The 18,247-nt window shown below is 42.0% G+C and carries 18 protein-coding genes and 1 pseudogene; 16 read left to right on the forward strand and 3 right to left on the reverse strand.

Annotated features, from left to right (window positions below; all coding sequences use genetic code 11):
• Window positions 1-67 precede the first annotated feature (67 nt).
• Window positions 68-1,030 (forward strand): GGDEF domain-containing protein, encoded by a 963-nt coding sequence (locus tag AC6I8Y_RS18100; protein WP_128648724.1) that lies wholly within the window; start codon window positions 68-70, stop codon window positions 1,028-1,030.
• Window positions 1,031-1,186: 156 nt separating this feature from the next.
• Window positions 1,187-2,139: pseudogene (locus AC6I8Y_RS18105) on the forward strand (Solitary outer membrane autotransporter beta-barrel domain).
• A 19-nt stretch (window positions 2,140-2,158) separates the two neighbouring features.
• Here AC6I8Y_RS18105 and AC6I8Y_RS18110 read toward each other — a convergent pair.
• Window positions 2,159-3,397, reverse strand: a complete 1,239-nt coding sequence (locus AC6I8Y_RS18110) for a GGDEF domain-containing protein (RefSeq protein WP_394151053.1) — start codon at window positions 3,395-3,397, stop codon at window positions 2,159-2,161.
• A 297-nt stretch (window positions 3,398-3,694) separates the two neighbouring features.
• Between AC6I8Y_RS18110 and AC6I8Y_RS18115 the strand changes: the two genes are divergently transcribed.
• The 7 genes from AC6I8Y_RS18115 (at window position 3,695) to AC6I8Y_RS18145 (ending at window position 9,294) form a co-directional block, all read left to right on the forward strand.
• Window positions 3,695-3,970, forward strand: coding sequence for an HlyU family transcriptional regulator (locus tag AC6I8Y_RS18115; RefSeq protein ID WP_234496768.1), 276 nt, complete (start codon window positions 3,695-3,697; stop codon window positions 3,968-3,970).
• A gap of 388 nt (window positions 3,971-4,358) precedes the next feature.
• Window positions 4,359-5,897 carry a Re/Si-specific NAD(P)(+) transhydrogenase subunit alpha gene (locus AC6I8Y_RS18120; protein WP_498022530.1) on the forward strand — a complete coding sequence of 513 codons (1,539 nt, stop codon included), beginning with the start codon at window positions 4,359-4,361 and terminating at the stop codon, window positions 5,895-5,897.
• Window positions 5,898-5,906: 9 nt separating this feature from the next.
• Window positions 5,907-7,310 carry a Re/Si-specific NAD(P)(+) transhydrogenase subunit beta gene (gene pntB / locus AC6I8Y_RS18125; protein ID WP_234496765.1) on the forward strand — a complete coding sequence of 468 codons (1,404 nt, stop codon included), beginning with the start codon at window positions 5,907-5,909 and terminating at the stop codon, window positions 7,308-7,310.
• Between the two features lie 63 nt (window positions 7,311-7,373).
• Window positions 7,374-7,526: a hypothetical protein gene (locus tag AC6I8Y_RS18130; RefSeq protein ID WP_498022532.1), complete on the forward strand. Its 153-nt coding sequence runs from the start codon at window positions 7,374-7,376 to the stop codon at window positions 7,524-7,526.
• Between the two features lie 239 nt (window positions 7,527-7,765).
• Window positions 7,766-8,251: a hypothetical protein gene (locus AC6I8Y_RS18135; protein ID WP_498022534.1), complete on the forward strand. Its 486-nt coding sequence runs from the start codon at window positions 7,766-7,768 to the stop codon at window positions 8,249-8,251.
• Window positions 8,252-8,547: 296 nt separating this feature from the next.
• Window positions 8,548-8,841, forward strand: a complete 294-nt coding sequence (locus AC6I8Y_RS18140) for a hypothetical protein (RefSeq protein ID WP_498022536.1) — start codon at window positions 8,548-8,550, stop codon at window positions 8,839-8,841.
• A gap of 9 nt (window positions 8,842-8,850) precedes the next feature.
• Entirely contained in the window at window positions 8,851-9,294 is a 444-nt protein-coding gene (locus AC6I8Y_RS18145; RefSeq protein WP_498022537.1) for a hypothetical protein, read from the forward strand.
• 35 nt (window positions 9,295-9,329) lie between these two features.
• Here the strand turns inward: AC6I8Y_RS18145 and AC6I8Y_RS18150 are convergent, their stop codons facing one another.
• Complete coding sequence (locus AC6I8Y_RS18150) at window positions 9,330-9,791, reverse strand: hypothetical protein (RefSeq protein WP_498022539.1); 462 nt, start codon at window positions 9,789-9,791, stop codon at window positions 9,330-9,332.
• Between the two features lie 150 nt (window positions 9,792-9,941).
• The gene (locus AC6I8Y_RS18155) at window positions 9,942-11,468 is read right to left on the reverse strand and encodes a hypothetical protein (protein ID WP_498022540.1); all 1,527 of its coding nucleotides are present in this window, start codon (window positions 11,466-11,468) and stop codon (window positions 9,942-9,944) included.
• A 332-nt stretch (window positions 11,469-11,800) separates the two neighbouring features.
• Between AC6I8Y_RS18155 and AC6I8Y_RS18160 the strand changes: the two genes are divergently transcribed.
• The 7 genes from AC6I8Y_RS18160 to AC6I8Y_RS18190 all read left to right on the forward strand — a co-directional run bounded on the left by AC6I8Y_RS18160 (window position 11,801) and on the right by AC6I8Y_RS18190 (window position 18,213).
• A complete protein-coding gene (locus tag AC6I8Y_RS18160; protein ID WP_498022541.1) occupies window positions 11,801-12,652 on the forward strand; it encodes a TIR domain-containing protein in 852 nt (283 codons plus the stop codon).
• A gap of 152 nt (window positions 12,653-12,804) precedes the next feature.
• Complete coding sequence (locus tag AC6I8Y_RS18165; RefSeq protein WP_498022542.1) at window positions 12,805-12,975, forward strand: hypothetical protein; 171 nt, start codon at window positions 12,805-12,807, stop codon at window positions 12,973-12,975.
• A complete protein-coding gene (locus tag AC6I8Y_RS18170; RefSeq protein ID WP_498022543.1) occupies window positions 12,959-13,891 on the forward strand; it encodes a BT4734/BF3469 family protein in 933 nt (310 codons plus the stop codon). The genes AC6I8Y_RS18165 and AC6I8Y_RS18170 overlap by 17 nt, the downstream gene beginning before the upstream one ends.
• A gap of 6 nt (window positions 13,892-13,897) precedes the next feature.
• Entirely contained in the window at window positions 13,898-14,053 is a 156-nt protein-coding gene (locus AC6I8Y_RS18175; RefSeq protein ID WP_498022545.1) for a hypothetical protein, read from the forward strand.
• On the forward strand, window positions 14,050-15,975 hold the full coding sequence (locus AC6I8Y_RS18180; protein WP_498022547.1) for a helicase C-terminal domain-containing protein: 1,926 nt from the start codon (window positions 14,050-14,052) through the stop codon (window positions 15,973-15,975). Before AC6I8Y_RS18175 ends, AC6I8Y_RS18180 begins: the two co-directional genes overlap by 4 nt.
• A gap of 968 nt (window positions 15,976-16,943) precedes the next feature.
• Window positions 16,944-17,723, forward strand: a complete 780-nt coding sequence (locus AC6I8Y_RS18185; RefSeq protein ID WP_498022548.1) for a hypothetical protein — start codon at window positions 16,944-16,946, stop codon at window positions 17,721-17,723.
• 22 nt (window positions 17,724-17,745) lie between these two features.
• Window positions 17,746-18,213 carry a hypothetical protein gene (locus tag AC6I8Y_RS18190; RefSeq protein WP_498022550.1) on the forward strand — a complete coding sequence of 156 codons (468 nt, stop codon included), beginning with the start codon at window positions 17,746-17,748 and terminating at the stop codon, window positions 18,211-18,213.
• Window positions 18,214-18,247: the final 34 nt, after the last annotated feature.

Below are 18,247 nucleotides of genomic sequence, written 5' to 3' on the forward strand. Positions count from 1 at the left end.
GTTTATATTAACCATATGTTGGTGTTATACAAAGACAAGGATGCTCATAATGTCCATAGAATCTTCGATGAAAATTCTTCTCGTAGATGATGCTCAGTTGGAGCGTATGCAGTTACAGATACGCCTCAAACAACTTGGGCATGAGGTAGAGGTAGCGGCTAGCGGTAGAGAGGCGCTTGCTTTGTATCCCACGTTTGACCCAGAACTCGTTTTACTCGACATTTCTATGCCAGAGATGGATGGGTTTGAGGTGGCAGCTGAAATTCGACAGCGTTACAAAGCTGACTGGATACCAATCATCTTTTTAAGCAGCCACGATGAACCTGAAATGATTGCGAAAGCTATCGATGCAGGTGGTGATGACTACTTGGTTAAACCCGTGAACAAAATAGTCTTGCAGTCCAAACTCATTGCGATGCAACGAATCGCTCAAATGCGTCGCGAGTTAAAACAGGCAAGCTCCCAGCTCGAAGAAGCTAATAGGGCACTGCAACACCAAGCCAACGAAGATGGTCTAACTAAATTGTTTAATCGTCGCTATATGGACGACAAACTAACAGAGCTGATTCAATGGCATGGAAGACACCAAATGCCCTTGTCTGTCATTCTTATGGATGTAGACCATTTTAAAGCCTACAACGATAACTATGGCCACACCGAGGGCGATCAGTGTTTGATAAACATTGCGCAGTTTCTTGACGTTATGTTTATTCGCTCTGGAGAGTATGTGGGTCGATACGGTGGTGAAGAGTTCGTTATCTTACTAAGCAAAAGCGATGTTCACGAAGCTGAAGAGAACGCAGCAAGGGTAAAAGATGGCATCGTCTCGCTAAACATTCCTCATGAGTTCTCCCAGACTTCTGATAGGGTGACGTTGTCACTTGGTGTGTACAGCACCATTCCTAATGGTAATGAGTCATTAAGCGAATTGTACGAAAGTGCTGATAAGCTGCTTTATCAAGCGAAGAGAAGTGGTCGAAATCGCTACGTTTCACAACTCGAAAACGATATTGTTAGTACCACCTCATAGACTCTTCTAGAATCACGCCCATGTAGAGCGCGACAATTATTTCATTGTACGCTTCTCTTTTTTCAATGTTTTTCTACACTTAATACAAAGCGTTACTGTAAAAAGTAACGCTTTTGTTATTGTTAGCGTTCATCAATCGTTATTGGGGTTTGTCCATTGAGACTTTTAACGGTCACTGTATCTATTATCGCATTAACTCATCTGACGGCTCGTGCTGACCCACAGTTTAAAGATATCTTCGAAGAAGATTTTGCAGCGGCGATCATATTAACGGACAGCGACGCATTAACCTTTGGCTTCAAGGATTTTGACCCTAATGACTTACTTAATATTGATAATGATGAAATTGGGTCACAAGAAGCCCTAGATAGACGAAAGAATATCGGCGTTTCGGCGCTGCCTCTGACATTCGATTTATCCGACAACAAGCAGTTTCAACAACGAGCGACTCTTAGGTTTTCTGCATTGCGCATCGAAGATCAAATCTTAGATATTGGCGATAGTCATCGTAAATACGTATTAGGGGTGTTCACAGGCTATGAGCAGGAGATTAGCTTCAGTGAACACTGGACGTTCGAGACAGGCATCGGCCTTCATCTTCAATACTTACATAGCAACTATGACTTTCAATCACCGTTTTCCAAACTCTTTCAAAGATTTATTGATGGAAAGTTGGTCAATACATCCGCATGGGCAACGTCAATTCAACCAAAATGGGCTTTAACTACTCCAAAGATAAAGGCTGGGGTCTGGTTAAATTGAAATCAACGTTTAATTATTTTTCTGGATACGGTTGGGGTAAAGCAAACGAGGGAGACGTCGGTACGCCAGAGGGTTGGTATTGGTCAAATGAAGCGAAGCTGTTTTACGATGTTACTGATTGGGGTCGATCAATCCAAACCGTGTATACAAGTATACGTCGAGTAGATATTGGTGGAGACACACTTGGCATCCTAGGCTCAAGTCATTACTACGAAGGAACGGTCGGATGGTTAATGACACCACCTTTTCATGTGCCATTTGTCGACAATGTTGGCATTGGGTTGAGCGTAAACTACGGAAGTGACTTAAAGGGTGGGAGTATTGTACTGTTCTTTAACCAAGACTAATCAATCAGGTTAAGATGCTTTAGCGGGCGCATTGAACTTGGTTACGTCCTTTCTCTTTAGCGGAGTAGAGTGCCTTGTCTGCCTTTTTGAGAACGTCTTCAGGCTTACGAGTATTTTTACTGTCTGCCGCACCGATACTCACCGTTACGCTCACTGTAGATTGTTTACTGTTAGAACCGCGATTCTTGGCCCCCTGTTTGTGGTCATTGGGGCGTTTTAGTTCGTCACGAATGACCATTTCATAATTTTGAATCTCCTTTCTTAGTTCCTCTAAGAAAGGCTTACTGTCTTTCGCGGTTTTTCCCTTGAACAATACAGTGAATTCTTCACCACCATAACGATAGACTTTAGCGTTTCCGCCAACACTAAGCATACGAGATGCAACAAGTTTGAGTACGTCATCGCCAGTATCGTGCCCGTAGGTATCGTTGAACGATTTGAAGTGGTCAACGTCTAGCATCGCAATGGTGAACTTACGACCTAAGTGCTTCATATCCATTTCTAAAGCACGGCGACCAGGAATATTAGTCAGACGGTCATTAAACGCCATTTGATGGCTTGCAGATATGACGTAGATAATTATTAGGACACCGGCTAGTGAGAACAGAGTGCTTGAGATATATGGGATGTGAAAGAAAATAAACGTCCCACCGGCCATAAAAATGGATGCATAAACAGCTGCATCAATTGGGCGGTTGAAATTGAGCAAGAAAATACCTGTGGCACCGATAATAGCCAGTGTATAAAGAACTAGCACAAGAGGCAGTCGAGATATCTGAGGTACTGCCATCAAAAGATCGTTGTCGAAGCCTAAAAAGCCACCAGTTGCAAAATGAGACAGGATGAGCGCGGTCCATCCGATAAAACTGACCAGAATAGCACCAAAGATAGCCATGCCTTTGCTAATGACTCCGGTATCTGAAAACAAATACGACAAACTGCACGACACAGGTAACAGCAAGCTTAGCAAAGAAAGCTCAAGTAATGTCGTCCCCGAGCTAAGGGGGCTTTGTAATCGAAGCTGTATAACAAGGTAGGCGACAAGCATGGATAAAGCGACCATCGCCATTCTAGATTGTTTGAATGTGTGGCTGAGGGCGACAGCGGTTCCAAACAATATATAAGGTAGGTTAGTGACAAAACCTGAATTCGCTTTAGTTGCGTCAATGATGTGATTTACGCTGACCATTACACCAATCATCATCAACATAGGCATGAAAAGACGAAACAGATTGGAACTGGTAAAAGAGGTCGCCATTAACTAAGAACTCAGGTACTTCAGGTTGTTTATAATTCGATTCTTTAGGATACGGTAATTTAATGTTTTGCCAAGTATTTTGTCATTCTTGCACTCAAAAGCCGATGCTAATCCGCAAAGTTTATAAATATCTCAATAGAGGTTAAATGTTTAGAAAACACTGACCGTAGACAAGACGAGTCCCATAGAACCAAGTTTTGCCTATAAGTGCCGCTAACTTTTACACTTTAGGGTTGACCCTCCACTAGAAAATAGACAACATTAATCATTAATATTACTGCTTGTTAAGGAAAGCTTGTGGGATTCTTTTCAAAACTGTTCGGAGGCGGCAAAGCACCGCAACCCAAAGAAGTTGAGCCTGTAGAATATAAAGGGTTTCTTATCTACCAAGAAGCTATTGCGGAAAATGGGCAATATCGTATCGCTGGTCGAATCACCAAAGAAGTAGATGGCGAACTAAAAGAGCATCGATTTATTCGCTCTGATGTACTCGGTTCTGAGTCTGACGCGAACGAACTGATGCTCAATAAAGCACAGATGTTCATTGATCAGATGGGTGAGTCAATTTTCTAATCTGTTTCAAAATTGCATAGCATCAGAAGGCCCTTCATTGATATGAAGGGCTTTTTAATAAGTTTTGGTAATCATCATGATGCATTTTTGTTCTGGAAAGACCAGTTTCAGTTGATTGATTATATTGATGTTGGTCATCTGTTTGCAGCAATAATTGTCATAATATGACCTACTTACACGAAAAATTCCCGAGACTCGGTATTATTGCACTGGTATGACCTCCAATTCGGGGTTTTCGTGTGGTTTTTTTACTAGATTGGTTTGTATAAAAGTCATTACTTTCCGTTATATGTAATGAAATTATGTATTTCGGTTACAAATCACTTGATGTTACGAACTCAGTTGGTTAAAAAAGAACAATACTTCTGCCAATAGTTAAGGAATAGCTATGCAAATTGGTGTGCCAAAAGAAATACTCGCGGGTGAAACGCGAGTAGCTGCAACGCCGAAATCGGTTGAGCAGCTTTTGAAATTGGGATTTGATGTCTCAATTGAATCGCAAGCAGGTTTGCTTGCAAGTTTTGACGATGCAGCTTATGTCGCTGCGGGAGCGACGATTAAGTCTTCTGAAGAAGTATGGCAATCAGACCTAGTTCTGAAAGTTAATGCTCCTACCGATGAAGAAATCGAATCACTGAAAGAGGGCGCTAGCTTAGTGAGCTTTGTGTGGCCTGCACAAAACCCTGAGTTAATGGAAAAGCTCTCTAGTAAGAACATCAATGTAATGGCAATGGATGCGGTACCGCGTATCTCTCGCGCACAGGCATTAGATGCATTAAGTTCAATGGCGAACATTGCCGGCTATCGAGCGGTAGTGGAAGCAGCTCACGAGTTTGGCCGTTTCTTCACGGGTCAAATTACGGCAGCAGGTAAAGTTCCACCTGCGAAAGTATTTGTTGCTGGTGCTGGTGTTGCGGGTCTAGCAGCGATCGGTGCAGCAGGAAGTCTGGGTGCAATCGTACGTGCTTTTGACGTGCGTCCAGAAGTTAAAGAACAAGTAGAATCGATGGGCGCTGACTTCTTAGAAGTTGACTACCAAGAAAACTCGGGTTCGGGCGACGGTTATGCAAAAGAGATGTCTGATGACTTCAATAAGAAGGCAGCAGAGCTCTACATGGAACAAGCTAAAGACGTCGACATCATTATCACAACAGCCCTTATTCCGGGACGTCCAGCACCTAAACTTGTCACCAAAGAGATGGTTGACGCTATGAAGCCAGGCAGCGTTATTGTTGACCTTGCTGCAGCCAATGGCGGTAACTGTGAATATACAGTGGCAGATCAAGTGATCACGACAGAAAACGGCGTGAAAATCATCGGTTATACCGATATGGTTGGCCGTCTACCTACACAGTCTTCTCAGCTTTACGCAACAAACCTAGTTAACCTTCTTAAGCTACTTTGCAAAGAAAAAGACGGAAACATCGACATTAATTTTGACGATGTGGTTCTTCGTGGTGTAACGGTCGTTAAAGAAGGTGAGGTTACGTGGCCAGCGCCACCAATTCAAGTTTCTGCACAGCCAGAAGCACCAAAAGCGGAAGCGCCAAAACCAGCTGAGAAAGTTGAAGAGCCAACTTCTCCAGTCAAAAAGCTTGTAGGTCTTGCTGCGGCAGTCGGTGTATTTGGATGGGTAGCATCTGTAGCACCTGCAGCATTCTTATCTCACTTTACGGTATTTGTACTAGCTTGTGTGGTTGGTTACTACGTTGTATGGAACGTGACACACGCGCTGCATACACCGCTAATGTCAGTAACGAATGCTATCTCAGGCATTATTGTTGTTGGTGCGCTATTACAGATTGGACAAGGCAATGGCGTTGTTTCCTTCTTAGCCTTCATCGCTGTATTGATTGCCAGCATCAACATATTCGGTGGTTTCACCGTCACCAAGCGCATGCTTGAAATGTTCCGTAAAGATAAATAAGGAGTCACAATGTCTGCAGGATTAGTACAAGCAGCTTACATTGTAGCTGCACTATTTTTTATCATGAGTTTGGCGGGACTTTCTAAGCAAGAGTCAGCTCGTAACGGTAACTACTATGGTATCGCCGGTATGACGATCGCGCTGATTGCGACGATCTTCAGCCCTGATGCTCAGGGTTTTGCATGGATTATTGTTGCGATGGTAATCGGTGCTGCGATTGGTATTTTCTACGCTAAGAAAGTAGAAATGACTGAAATGCCAGAACTGGTTGCAATTCTTCACAGCTTTGTAGGTTTAGCCGCAGTGCTTGTTGGTTACAACAGCTACATCGATCCACCGGCCATTCCAAATGTTGAAACACTGGCTGCTGCTGAAGTTCACGCTCATCACGTAATTCACCTAGTGGAAGTTTTCCTTGGTGTATTCATCGGTGCAGTAACCTTTACCGGCTCTATTGTTGCCTTTGGTAAACTTCGCGGTGTGATTTCATCGTCGCCACTTAACATTCCTCACAAACACAAGTGGAATCTGGCTGCTGTTGTTGTTTCAACACTACTTATGATCTACTTCGTCAAAGCTGACGGCAGCATGTTCGCTCTATTAGTGATGACAGCGATCGCACTTGTATTTGGTTACCACTTGGTAGCATCAATTGGTGGTGCGGATATGCCGGTTGTGGTTTCAATGCTGAACTCATACTCAGGTTGGGCAGCAGCAGCGGCAGGTTTCATGTTGTCAAACGACTTGCTAATCGTAACCGGTGCGTTGGTTGGTTCTTCAGGTGCCATCCTGTCTTACATCATGTGTAAAGCAATGAACCGTTCGTTTATTAGTGTTATCGCCGGTGGCTTCGGTCAAGAAGTTGTTATTTCTAGCGATGAAGAGCAGGGCGAACACCGTGAGACATCAGCAGAAGAAGTTGCTGAGATGCTGAAAAACAGCAAGTCAGTCATCATCACACCTGGATACGGTATGGCAGTAGCCCAAGCTCAGTACCCAGTACATGAAATTACTGAAAAGCTACGCGCACAAGGTGTTGAAGTACGATTTGGTATCCACCCAGTTGCCGGTCGCTTACCGGGTCACATGAACGTACTGCTAGCGGAAGCGAAAGTACCTTATGACATCGTGCTTGAAATGGACGAGTTAAATGATGACTTTGGTGACACAGATACTGTTCTAGTAATCGGTGCGAACGACACAGTTAACCCAGCTGCACTAGAAGATCCAAACAGCCCAATCGCTGGTATGCCAGTGCTTGAAGTTTGGAATGCACAAAACGTTGTCGTGTTTAAGCGTTCAATGAATACGGGTTATGCGGGCGTTCAAAACCCACTATTCTTTAAAGAGAATACATCGATGTTGTTCGGTGACGCTAAAGAAAGTTGCTTGAACATTATTGAGCACATTTAATGTATCAAACTATTATAAAGGAGGCTTCGGCCTCCTTTTTTTATGCGTGAACAAGGAGAGTACATGAGAGGTTCTTATGAATGTGAGTACTTTGGAACGATTTATTATGTTCGGTTTCCAGATGGCAGCAGTGTTGAATCACCACACAAAGAAGATATTGATGAAATCTGTAAAGAGCGTGGAATCGAGGAAATAGAAACAAGTAATCAGATATAGCCCTTTGCAACCCACACCTTGCTAGCCTCTTATCATCGATAACTATGGGTTAAGAGGCTCATTCCAATAGTTCATTAGAAAGCTACTCTATTAGTCATACAATTACAGGTGCGTTAACTTGATGTTTATCAGAGGTTTTGTCATCTGACTCCCATCTGATTGAATCTTAGAGAATCTACCTACAAAGAGAACAATGAACTGCTCAAAGTGTGAAAGAAGAGCGCGAAAAAGACCAGAAAATGGTTGAACGTGTGAATCGTGCTGAACATGAAAATCGTAGTCTTAAAGCTCGTATAGCAGAGCTAGAAAGTAAAGACGCTTTTGTAGGTGAAATGCCAGAAGGTCTAGTGTGGTCACTTTACATCGCTGCTAAGAAAGCAAATGAAATTCTTAGTGACCGAGTTGCTGATTACGTCGAACAACGTGACAAAGCTTTAGACAGTGCTGAGCGTGCAATGGCCGTTGTAGATGAGGCACAACGGCAAAGAGAGCTAGCTAACTCTGAAAGATTAAGAATGACGGCAAAATGGTCTAATGTCTGTGATTCTAATAATCAATTACGAGTTAAGTTAGAACAAGCCAAAGAAGAGCGCGATGCTGCATTAAAGGCTGTAGAGAGTGCTCTGTGTCAGTCAGAAACTACCAAAGGGCTTTTAGAAGCCAACATCAAACTTGAAACCATGGTCAATGAGCTTAGCGGCTTGATTAAAGGTTCAACAACATAACCATATAGGCAGTCAATTACTAAGTGATGTTTCGTAAAGTCATGCTTTAACGAAACGTCATTTTATCAGCACAAGGATGTGTCTTTTTTATAGAGGCAACAATGAAAATATTACCGCTATTCCTATCCTTATTTGTCACATCGTCTTTCGCACAATCCACATTTGATGTGTTTCCACCGACTGAAACGAATGCCCGAAAAGAGCACAAAGTTTGTCAGTCAATCAGTACCGGCAAAACTTTTACGGTGTATGACCGTCGTTGTCCGAGCGGCAGTCGTCAAGTTTGAGGTGCAATTATGTTAATTGTCTTGGGTTGCGCAGTAGCGTTTTGGTGTTGGTGTATTCATCGTGGTTCTTTATATACGCGAGCATTCATGTATCAGAACTTTGTCAACGAGGAAGAGCATCAAAAAGGAAGAGAACTCACTTTGCATGAGTGTGAGGAAATCAATCGACAAGTGCAGTGGACTTGGAAGAATCAGCCTGAGTCCAAATCATTCTGGATTCAACAAGCACAAGCGTACAAGCGTGGTGGAGCTAGCCAACTTGAGGTAATAAAGTTCAGTCGTCTTAGAGGTTTCACAAGCTGAGGAGCTAGTATGTTTGGCCTATTTAAATCGAAGAAGCAAAAAGCAAGAGAATTACAACTGGAAGCAGCTCAAACAGTAGCTCGTCAGTTTCATATACCGAACCAGTTAAGCCATCAACTAATTAATGGTTGTCCTGAGTTTACTTGGGAAGGGTATATCGCTGTAATGGAGGACGTTGGCATAAGTCGGTCCTCAGTACACGGGACAATGTGTTTTATCACTCAAATGAACAACATAGGGCGAGGGCTAATTGTATCAGGTGATGACATGGCTTTAGGTGAAGAAATGCTTAGAGTAGTAAACATATTTCACTCTCAAGCACCTAGACTGTCGTTTGGGAATGAGGTTGAACTTGCAACACGTGCTTTAAAACAGGCTGGTCAATACTTTGATGATGATACTGCGAGGAGAGCGAGTATGATTAGTGAAGAGTTTGAGAAGTTTGGCTCATAAATTGGTAGGCAGCACACATGTGCTGCCTTTTTAAACTATTCCATGTTAGCCATCAGATAGTCCGTCAGGGCATTAGATGAACGTCTCGTTATTTCATCCACAAAGTAGGATGCTGAATCACTGCCCGTTCCACCTTGCATAAGGGTGCCGTACATCGGTCTGTCATACAGAACATAACTACCGTCAGCGTGTCTGGTGCCAAATCTGATATCAACGTACGTACTATTGCCTCTAACTGAACCATTGACGCTTCTTTGTGGCAAGCAGACAACTTGAACGTTCATGTAAAGTTTGTCGCTCTCAACTGGCTTTATACTAGCGCGTAAAAACTCACCTTTTATCGACTTGTTAAGTGTATTTGAGTCGAACATGCACTCATTTAATACTTCAACATACAAACCGAGTTGTTTAGGTTCTTCTGTTTTAAGCCAAGTTGGCAGAGATGCTTGTGAAAGGAGAGGTGTCATTGCTAACACCCAAATGAACAACTTTTTCATGATAAATCCATACAATAATACTTTGAGCGTATTATCTCTGATATCCATCACTATGCTTTGATGGATATCAGAATTGACCCCGTATTTTAAACCAACTGCATTCCGATATAGATACGTTCTATATGCGTAGGCTATAGGTAGACTAGAGGGTTAGTTTTTACCTGCCTTGATAATTGTAGCTAGGTCTTTTAGCACAGAGGTGTTTAACTCAACAGAGCCTGATTGTGCCTGCGTGAATACTTGTGTTATGAGTTTGATTTTGGTGTCACGGGTAAAGTTGATAACTTCTTTCTCCGTCATCTTTTCATTGCACTCCATGGAGTCTGTGATTTGCTGAGCGAGAACTGAGGCTTTTAACATAGCCATCTTTTCTGTATTGAGTGACACAATGTGCTTTATCAAAAAGAAGAGCACCGTAGACAAGCCACCAACCACTAAAGTAGTTGCTGTAATCATTGGTAGTCTGCTGATTAGGATGTTCCATGCACTAGCTTCAACCGCAGTTAGTTCAGAGAGCAAATCTTGGAAGCTTTGAGCGTTGTGGTACATGTACGTAACGAAGCCGACAAGACCAGAAAATACTAAAAGCGTTAGTCCGTAGTAGCCCTTTAACTGATTTCGTGTTTCTTTGCGGTGTCCGTCAATATCCAGCGTTGTTAATGTCTTTTCATTCTCAGCGTCACTTAACACTTTTCGAGTGGCTTTAACCTTTTTATCTAGTTCTAGCAGCTCTTTGCGTTTTTCAGCACATGTATCTCCAAATTCTTTTATTTCCTTTTCTTTCTCAGCTATTCGACCATTAATGTTGGACAGTTCATTAGCTTTATCGTCTAAATCTGTATTGAAGCTATCAATTTCGGCCTGTAGTTCAATTACCTGCGCTTGAACTTCTGTCAGGTCGCTTTTTGCTCTAGCAACCGACCCTTTTGTTGACGAAAGCATCTCTTTTTGCAGCGATAGTTCATTGCTAGTGTTTTCAAAGACAGTGAGCTGCGTTTTGATAATCTGCTGCAACTCTGAATACTTAGCCGCCGCATCCAAACCTTCGATGCTGGCATCTTTGCGAAGTGACGAAATGGCATGATTTATGTCATTAAGTTTGTTGCTGTTTTTGAAAATATCCGAGACAAAGACATATTCAATAGAGTCTAAGTAAGCCTCTTTGGGCAAAAAGAAACCAATGACCGTATCGTTAATCTCAAAGAGTGTGCCTCGTTTGGCTTCTACTGGTGTATCATCGCGACTAACAATACGGTTAAACAGGCGACCAGTAGAGGCAACTTGCGAGATGCCACCGTTATTCTGAGTTAACCTGATAATTGACTTGCTCGGCGCTAGTTCTGAAACAAGAACTTTAGTTACTATGGCAGGCTCTTTGAACAGGATTATATGCTCACCAACCATATCTTCAACAACATCAACGGAATAGTTATTCGAACCTATAAAGTGAGAGAAAGCATCATCTGGGTAAAAGTTCCGACGATAAAAGACATCTTCTTCTGCGTTGAGTTTATTTGAATGTAGGACTTTATAAAATCTGTCAAGGGATTTTGAAAGCTCGCCATACCGCGTTGTAATCGACTTGGGTGATAAGCTTCCCAATACCTCATTAAAGCGCTCAAAAGCAAAATCCTGTTGATTCTCCATATCGCCTTGCTGTTCTTTTATAAATTCCACAATATTCTCCGTAAGTCTCGACTGATTAGATGATACTTAGAAACAATTGCTTTAGGTAATGTTTTGAAGTGTTTTTTTGCGTAATATCAATGATATGCAAGCTCAATAAGCTTCATTGATATGCACGGTGAATATATTGAGTCTGTATCATTCACGAGAGTTTCGTTAAAAACTGAACCAATTTTCATTTTTCAACGAATGTGCTGAGTCTATCTGTTGTTTCGCGAAAAAATGAACAGGTTCACTAATCTGCGAGATTAAAGCACAGTGTGATGACGTTAACTTTTGTGCATATTCAAGCAGTGTTATCCTTAAAGAAAAGAGGATATTTAATGGCGCTACCAAGAATCTTTATTGGCTCATCAGCCGAGAGTCTGAACGTCACACAGGCGTGTAACGTATGTTTGGACTATAAAGCAGAACCTTCACTATGGCCTCAAATTTTCGAACCAGGTGGCGGTACATTGCAAACGCTGACTGATAAGGCTAATGAAGTCGATTTTGCGCTATTCATTTTCTCTCCTGACGACGTAACCAAGATGCGCACCAATACATTGCAAACGGTCAGGGATAATGTGCTGTTCGAACTGGGGCTTTTTATTGGGTCATTAGGGCAGGAGCGCTGTTTTGTTCTTAAACCGAGAAATGCAGAACTCCACATGCCGACTGATTTACTCGGACTTAACACGTTAAGCTACAACGCCGAGCGTACCGATGGTGACCTTGAGTCAGCAGTAAGTGCTGCTTGCTCAAAAGTCTTAACGCAAATGGATAAGCTCGGTCATTTCGAAAAGAAGACGAAGGACTTTTCAAAGGTAGGTAGCAAACACAAAACGTATGAACTAGATGAAAGCTGTTTTCGCTTGATGATTCACCTTATAGAGACAATGACAAGCGTGGATGCGATTGCGGATTTTACTCTGAAGTCAAAATGCAGCGGCATTAATGAGTTAACTTACAACGTATCATTGATTAAGCTCTTGCGCTCAGGTCTCGTAGAAAAGACAAACGAAAGCGACTATCACGGAAACGAGTGGTACGGCTATCGCTTGACCGCTGACGGTGTAGAGTACGTTCTTGAAAACGAATCTAAATTCAATGAACTTATGTACCCAAGACCACAGGTTGTTGCATCGGGTGATGAGCTGCCTATGGACTTCGATGATGACATACCACAGTTTTGACACTGAGTCAGATTGTTTATTGCTCACCATTTACATGAGATAATGATACTCAGGTAAAGACATTTCTAAAGCACACGTCCGTGTGTTTTTTTATACCTATTTTTTAGAACACTAAATAGAACAACAAACGACAAACAACAAAAGGACTTCAAATGTTACGAAAATCAGTGACAGGACGCCCCGCGCTCCAACAGTCGGCAATCTCAAAGATTGAGTATTATGTGAATGAGGGTTACTCACTCAGAAGTATCGCAGAACACTTGGGTTTGTCATTACAAACCGTGTTTAAGTATAAGAAGTTGATGAATGAAAATAGCAACTAAGAACCTTGAACAAACACACTTCGACAGTGTACGCGCAACTTTAGACTTAAAGCCATACACGACGATTGAGCTTATGTTGAATCTCATTAAGTCGGACCGATACAAGTCAGAAATCGAGAAGATTAGAAGCTTAACAAAAGAACAAGCAAAGCCTTACAAACAACAGTTACCAGCTTTCTTTGCTGTTGATTTTGATAACACTAGCGCCGTTATCGATGATGTTATTTCCAACACTGGAATAATGATTTTTGATGTTGATATCTACGACCTAGAAGACAGTGTTCTTCATAAAATCAGCTCTCTAGCTCAAACAGCGTTTTGTTTTCGTAGTCCATCGAACGGCATTAAGTTTGGCATTCAAACTAACTATACATGCACAGATAATGAGTTACACAAAGCTGTCTATAGTGCTGTAGCGAAAGTACTAGAGCGCAAAGGCATTGTGTGTGAAGTAGATAGACAAACCAGCAATATCAATCGCATGTGCTACCTGAGCCACGATAAGACTGCTTACTATAATCCTAAACCTGACACATTGAATGTTAGTAAAATAGTCGATAAAGCTTCGATAGAAATACAAGAGAAAGCAGAGCAGGCAAAGCAGTATCTTGCGGCGCTACCAAAGAAGACACGCTATCAAGAACGAATGACCGAGATTGCGGAGCAAAAGTTCCTACACATGATAGCACCTCGAAATCGAGACAAAACAATCTATATCTACGCAATGGAGCTGTTCAGATGTGGCTTAACCCAAATAGAGGTGGAGTACAAACTTACTGAGCACAGTCATTTGATGGGCGACCACAAACACAACATAAAGCACAAAACAGAGTGCGCATTCAAAGCGTGGCAAAAAGATGGCTGTTCGATTTACGAGCCACGATTTAAATCAATAGACCTTACAAAAATACAATAGGTGAACATGAAAGACAGACATGCTGACAACAATGTGTTGATTCAGCTTTCAAACAAAACAAAGCGCACGCTAGAACAAGAGGCAGTGCGCAGCGGCAAGTCAATTCAGGCTGTCATGAGAAAAATTCTAAATGATACTGCAAAAGGATTTGGCAGCAAATGAACATCGACTTAACCACTAATCAGTATCTAAGTGCTGAGAGTCATCAGCTACCAACCAAGGCAGGCTTGTATTTGATAAATGCGAGTACAGGTGTTGGCAAGTCAGTTCATATGACCAATCAATCTGACTTAAACAATGATGTGGTCGTTTTTCCACAGAAAAGCATACTAGCTCAACAACAAGCTAAAGCAGAGAAGAGCGGTAAAAGACTTAACGTATTGCAGCTTGAGAAGTTCAACAAGAAAGCACTGAGTGATTTTGTAGGCTATGAATGCAAAGCGATTCATGTCGATGAAATTCAATTGTTATACGAAGCTGATTATCGAGCACAGGCAGTTAGTGAACTTAAAGAACAAGTGACAAGTCTAGCGAAGCATTACCCAGTGTTCTGCTATTCTGGCACATACCTTTTAGAGTTAAGCCCGCTTGATTTTGATGAGATATACAACATCAACAAACCTTCTGAACCCATAGAGTTTGATGTTGTATTCACCACTCCCAAGAAACAAGAGCAAGGCTATAACGGCATAACCAATGAATGCCTGCGTGAAACGATTTACGATTGCTTTCACGAGTACAGCAGACCCGTTCTGTTTTTTAACAACGACCACAAGCAGAACGTGGACCTTGCAGAGCACCTTTCACAAAAAGGCCTTAGAACTCTTTGTATAAATCGAGACGCTGTTAGAGACAAAGAAAACAAGTTTCATGAACTTGCAAAGCATGAGCAGATTAGTGACATGCAGGTTGATGTGGTGTTGAGTACGTCAGCATTAGAAGAGGGCATCAATGTACATGACGAACTAACGGTTATTAGCGTACAGACGGCACCAGAGCGAATTGTTCAGCAATGGGGTCGTGCGAGGAACAGAGACAAAGCTAAGTTCATTCTTGTGTGTGGGTACGGTGACAGCCATATCAGTGAAAAGAAAGCGCTTGAGACTGTTAAGGCGCTAGACCATCAAGATTTTGATGCTGCACGTTCTCGTTCAGCTCACGGTATTGATGAGAAAGCAATGTTGATACCAGACTCTAAGCATAGACTGGCGGTCATGGCTCGTGCTTCACAAGTCACTAAACTTCAAAGACCTGCTTATGCTATGCAAGTTATCGACGGCTTAAAAAAGTATGGCTTTCAAATGAGTGACAATATCATGCAGTTTGATAAGAGTATGACTTTGAGCGCTACTAGAGTTAAAAGAAGTGATGTTGTAGAGGCGATTGAGCTGAACTTGTCAGTTGAGGAGTTCGCAAACAAACATCAAATGCACATAGCGCACGCGCATTGTGCGATTAAAAAGGCTCATGACTTTGAGAGCCGTTTCTACGAAACAGCAATGAATGGTGCGGTTGATTATCTGACACAGAAAGCAGTCGAGACAGGGCAAGTCGATTTAGTTAAAGACTACTGGCTGAGCGCTTATAACAGCATCACAGAAAGCGCAATTACATGGCTCAGTAACTTATCTAGTGAGCAGTTAGCGCAATGTCGTACTGCTATACAGGCTTTGTATGGCAATGAGAATGTTAGACGTAGAAACAAAGCTCAAATGGCAGAGTTAGCAGACAGCTTCTGGGGATACTTGTATTCAAGTGACGGTGACATCAAGCCTGAATGGCTATGTTCGCAGAGCTGGTTAGAGCCGGAGTATGACAGAGCTAGACTAAAGCTGTTCCGGTTTATGATGGGCTATGAGTATGATGCGGGGCACGCAGTTTACATACTGAATAAACTTGATTGGTGGAAGGCTGAGTTGACCAATGCACAGCGCAACAAATACAACGTACGAAAGAAATACATTGAGAAAGTCACGTCCATAGAGCAGTTTCATGAAGAGACAAGGCTAGACCGAGTTCAAGTATCAAACCTCAAGACCAAAGATGTTAAGCAACTAGTCAATGAGATAGATTGGGGTGACTAAAAACGTGTGTTTATAGTGTGTTTTGCTCATTTGTTGTTATAAAGGAAAACAGTGAAACACACTACTTTCACACGTTTTTACTGTTTGAATGTTTAACGAACCCAAACTAACTGACAAGGTGTTTTAACCAATCGAGTGTCAAGTTATACGTCACTTGATGACGTAGATTGAAAGACTAAAAAACGTGTGTTTATGTTGTGCTTTGTTTATTTGTTCTTATAAAGGAAAACAGTGAAACACAACACTTTCACACGTTTTTGACTGACTGAATATGAATGATGTCTTGAAACAATGAACCTAAACTAACTGACAAGATGTTTAACTAATCAAGTCTCAAATCATACGTCACTTGATGACGTTGATTGAAAGACTAAAAAACGTGTGTTTATGTTGTGTTTTACTTATTTGTTCTTATAAAGGAAAACAGTGAAACACAACACTTTCACACGTTTTTTGAGTATGTCAAACGCTTAGATTCGTCGTATGACGTAAGTGAGTAATCGATACTTCATCAGTGTCGTAATCCAACCTCATGATGCTTGAGTGTAACAATGTGACTTACTTAAATGACTGTCATTTCAGTGCGTCTTAGCGCCAGCTCTTGTCTTAACTCTTCATAGAACAACTCCTTCGACAGTAGATTGGTTATTGAGTCACACAGTTTATTGTCGGTGGGCTATCTGATTGCCCCAACACTGTTGTCATAGCTTTCATTCAATAGCCATCGCACACCCTGTTTCCTCGTGAGTGTCCCGTGTTAGCGCAATGCGTAAGCGTGTAGCGGTCGCTATCTGTCTATGTTCCTCACTCATTGATAAGCCTCACTAAATACAGATGTCACTAGGGTGTGAACACTCAAACTATCTTTAAAGCAAAGGCTTAGTGAGTGTTCAAGCCCGCGCAATTCGTGACATTTTTTTATCAGAATAAGTATCCGTTACGACTACTTCGTAACGTAAGGAACAACAATGCACAAGCAGAAAACAACTAAAGTTTGGGTTTGCGACCAGTTAGGAATCGCTAGACCAACATTCGATGCGTGGTGTCGGAAGCACAGCTTTGATATGAACCAAGCACCAGAACAGGTGATGTCTGACATCGCTAAAGCGCTACACAGTGAGTTAGAGAAAATCGACCCAACAGGTCAAATTAGAGCTGGCCGCTCTAGAGCTAATGACACAACGTTAGACAGCCCGAAAGCTCGCTTAGAGTTAGCGAAGCTTCAAAAAATCGAACAAGAACTCAAGGTTAGAGACGGAGAGTTAGTAGAGATTGAAGATGTGAACAAAGAATTCATTGGTTTAAATCACTCGTTAAAAGCCCTCCTGCGCGGTGTCGGCCATAAAGCTAGCGCACGCATTCTGCCAACAATGTCAGTAATTGAGAGAGCTGAGCTAATTCAGGGTACTGTCGATGAGTACTCCCAGATTCTCGAAGGCAACAAATACAACCCTGAGCTTCCTTCTGAGTTTGAAGGCATTAATGGACAAGACGTTGTTTATGAGTTCTTGAGAGCAAGATGGAAATCTATAGGGATGTCTGATGACCAGATTATGAGCTACGAAGAGTGGGTTAAAGACAAGCTTGACCGCGAAGGCGTGCACATCACGAAATCGGCATGGCAGTCAAATGAGATTAAATCGAATGATGAGCTGTTAAAGCATGTCCACGATAAGCTCGGCACCATTTCCGCTAAATGCCTTAAAGAGCAGATTAACTATTACATGGAAAAGATAGCTACGAAGTAGCCAGAATTAATATAGGAATAAAATGAAAATTACATCTGTAGAACAAGCCAACAAGAGCGGCTTAAAAGTAATCGATAGCATTATTGCTCATAACGAAGCTATCCACGAACGACAAAAAGAACTAAGACAGTCGGCGTATGAGTTCAACAAACAAGCTGATGAGAAAGAAGCGCAAAATCTATCTGACTGGTTAGCCACACAAAGAGACAAAAAAATGGAACATTTTCAAGCTTTTGTCACAAGACAAAACGAAGTTATCCATGAAGACCACGAAGAAGACCCTATTCAAAAGCGTATTAACAGGTTTATCTATCGTGAACTTGGCTTTTCGGCTAAACCTAACAATCACTGTGGTGAAATGAGTTGGGCTATCAAACAGCTCGGTTTGGTAGATAGACAAACTCGAAGAAAAGCATCTTTGACTAGTGCTGAAGCAGAAGCGCTAGGTCGTAGAACTATACGACGTACAGACAAAAAATGGTTTACATGAGATAGCCGCCCAATTGGGCGGCTTTTTTATGTTG

This window comes from Vibrio sp. KUL78 (assembly GCF_059725505.1).

Excerpts from the sequence above, each read along its gene's own strand:
- AC6I8Y_RS18165 (WP_498022542.1), top strand. The coding sequence starts at position 12,805 with ATGTTACGAAAATCAGTGACAGGACGCCCCGCGCTCCAACAGTCGGCA.
- AC6I8Y_RS18150 (WP_498022539.1), bottom strand. The coding sequence starts at position 9,791 with ATGAAAAAGTTGTTCATTTGGGTGTTAGCAATGACACCTCTCCTTTCA.
- AC6I8Y_RS18120 (WP_498022530.1), top strand. The coding sequence starts at position 4,359 with ATGCAAATTGGTGTGCCAAAAGAAATACTCGCGGGTGAAACGCGAGTA.
- AC6I8Y_RS18110 (WP_394151053.1), bottom strand. The coding sequence starts at position 3,397 with ATGGCGACCTCTTTTACCAGTTCCAATCTGTTTCGTCTTTTCATGCCT.
- AC6I8Y_RS18170 (WP_498022543.1), top strand. The coding sequence starts at position 12,959 with ATGAAAATAGCAACTAAGAACCTTGAACAAACACACTTCGACAGTGTA.
- AC6I8Y_RS18100 (WP_128648724.1), top strand. The coding sequence starts at position 68 with ATGAAAATTCTTCTCGTAGATGATGCTCAGTTGGAGCGTATGCAGTTA.
- AC6I8Y_RS18180 (WP_498022547.1), top strand. The coding sequence starts at position 14,050 with ATGAACATCGACTTAACCACTAATCAGTATCTAAGTGCTGAGAGTCAT.
- pntB (WP_234496765.1), top strand. The coding sequence starts at position 5,907 with ATGTCTGCAGGATTAGTACAAGCAGCTTACATTGTAGCTGCACTATTT.
- AC6I8Y_RS18160 (WP_498022541.1), top strand. The coding sequence starts at position 11,801 with ATGGCGCTACCAAGAATCTTTATTGGCTCATCAGCCGAGAGTCTGAAC.
- AC6I8Y_RS18135 (WP_498022534.1), top strand. The coding sequence starts at position 7,766 with ATGGTTGAACGTGTGAATCGTGCTGAACATGAAAATCGTAGTCTTAAA.
- AC6I8Y_RS18190 (WP_498022550.1), top strand. The coding sequence starts at position 17,746 with ATGAAAATTACATCTGTAGAACAAGCCAACAAGAGCGGCTTAAAAGTA.
- AC6I8Y_RS18145 (WP_498022537.1), top strand. The coding sequence starts at position 8,851 with ATGTTTGGCCTATTTAAATCGAAGAAGCAAAAAGCAAGAGAATTACAA.
- AC6I8Y_RS18175 (WP_498022545.1), top strand. The coding sequence starts at position 13,898 with ATGAAAGACAGACATGCTGACAACAATGTGTTGATTCAGCTTTCAAAC.
- AC6I8Y_RS18130 (WP_498022532.1), top strand. The coding sequence starts at position 7,374 with ATGAGAGGTTCTTATGAATGTGAGTACTTTGGAACGATTTATTATGTT.
- AC6I8Y_RS18185 (WP_498022548.1), top strand. The coding sequence starts at position 16,944 with ATGCACAAGCAGAAAACAACTAAAGTTTGGGTTTGCGACCAGTTAGGA.
- AC6I8Y_RS18140 (WP_498022536.1), top strand. The coding sequence starts at position 8,548 with ATGTTAATTGTCTTGGGTTGCGCAGTAGCGTTTTGGTGTTGGTGTATT.